Annotated in this window: 1 protein-coding gene; it reads left to right on the top strand. The window is 42.9% G+C overall.

From position 1 onward, the window contains the following. The first annotated feature begins 120 nt into the window (after window positions 1-120). Window positions 121-1,413, top strand: coding sequence for an IS110 family transposase (locus DW981_RS14600; RefSeq protein ID WP_118508240.1), 1,293 nt, complete (start codon window positions 121-123; stop codon window positions 1,411-1,413). Window positions 1,414-1,872: the final 459 nt, after the last annotated feature.

Raw genomic sequence — 1,872 nt, 5'->3', positions numbered from 1 at the left:
TAAAGGAGCTTCCTGTATAATAAAAAATGTGGATGTTGAAAATTGAAAATACCTCAGAGTACAATAAGACTACTGACTTGGCGGTTAGTAAAAATCTTATTGAACAGAGAGGTATCTACAATGAAGTCTAACACACAGAATGCAAAAATTGAAGCTATTACAGAAAAAACTTTAGTACTCGGAATTGATGTCGGAAGCGAAACGCACTATGCCAGAGCTTTTGATTACAGAGGAATCGAGTATTCGAAGAAACCATTTAAGTTTAGTAACACAGAGGCTGGATTTGTGACATTTAAGGAATGGATCTTGGACCTCAAAGAAAAACATGAGAAGGATAAGGTGGTTCCAGGCATGGAACCAACCGGTCACTACTGGTTTAATCTGGGGAAATTTCTTCAGGATAATGAGATGAAACCGGTTCTTGTGAATCCCCATCATGTCAAGAAATCGAAAGAACTTGACGACAATAATCCAACTAAAAATGATCGTAAGGATCCAAAAGTCATTGCAGGGTTAGTTAGAGAGGGACGCTACATGATCCCGTACCTGCCGGATGGTGTTTATGCTGATCTCAGAACAGCATCAAACATAAGATTCCAGTTACAGGCGGAACTTACAAGAATTCAAAACAGGATCAGTCGTTGGTTCAATATATATTTTCCTGAATATAAGACGGTATACGGAAAGCCGGATGCCAAAAGCGGAATGCTGATCCTTAAGCATGCGCCACTCCCGGAAGATATCTTGACGTTGGGTATTGATGGAGTGAACCAGATCTGGCGGGATGCAAAGATGAGGGCAGTTGGAAAGGCGAGGGCGAAGACCCTGATCGAAGCTGCAGAGCACAGCGTTGGAAGCAAAGAAGGAGCAATATCTGCAAGAATGGAGATCCGAATGCTTCTGGAAGATTATGAATCCAGAAATATACGTCTTCAGGAAATTATGACTCTGATCGAAGAGTTGGTAAATCAGATCCCGATGGCTGAAAAGTTGTTGGAGATCAAAGGAGTGGGAATCAAGACGGTGTCAGGATTCCTTGCAGAGGTAGGTGATATCAGCCGCTTCAACAATCCAAAGGAACTGCAGAAACTCGCAGGACTGGCGTTGGTTGAGAATAGTTCGGGAAAGCACAAGGGAAGGACAACAATAAGCAGACGAGGTCGAAAGAGGCTCAGATATTTGCTCTTTGAGGTTGCAATGTCGCTTGTGGCAAAGAACCCGGAGTTCAGGGAACTCCATACTTATTACACAACCAGAAGACTGAATCCATTGAAGAAAATGCAGTCACTTATGGCGGTTGCAGCCAAGCTGATACGTGTCTTTTATGTCATGCTGACCAAAGGAGTGGATTATGATCCGAAAAAGATGGTGGGTGACATCAAGAGACCGGCAGTTTATCTACAGGCTGCATAAGAAAGACAAGTAACTATAGTGGAGGCTGTCGTGTGGGCAGTCACTGAATCAAATAGAATGTAACAGATAACGTCCACTGGTCACAGTGCTGTAACAGGAAGCGAGTCAGTAATCATAAAAACAAAGAATGAGCCAGTAGTCGGCAGGAATATTATCCATGGGGCATGACCCCGCAAAGGAGCATAGCTGACACCCTGGTTATGGGCAGGCAGGACGAAGGAAGTTAGGACCTCTGGAGACGGAGATGATCCTGGTGGATATAGGAGGTTAGCTGCCATAGATGGAAGGGTATACACAAGGCCAGTAAAACGGAAAAAATGACGTTTTATTTCGTATACCTTAAAACCGCTATTTCAGTACCCGATACATCGAAATGCTCATAGCTATGGTTTATTCGCTGAGATAAAAAGGTTGAGAAACCCTGAATTTTCAATAAAAAACACTTGATTATATGAGGAG

The sequence above is a fragment of the Clostridium sp. AM49-4BH genome, from assembly GCF_003478335.1.
Taxonomy (GTDB): Bacteria; Bacillota; Clostridia; order Lachnospirales; family Lachnospiraceae; genus Butyribacter.
The sequence above is the reverse complement of the archived record's forward strand: the minus strand, read 5'-3'. Positions and strand labels throughout refer to the sequence as shown.

Bases quoted from the DNA above. Each gene is read 5' to 3' on its own strand.
- DW981_RS14600 (WP_118508240.1), top strand. From the start codon at position 121: ATGAAGTCTAACACACAGAATGCAAAAATTGAAGCTATTACAGAAAAA.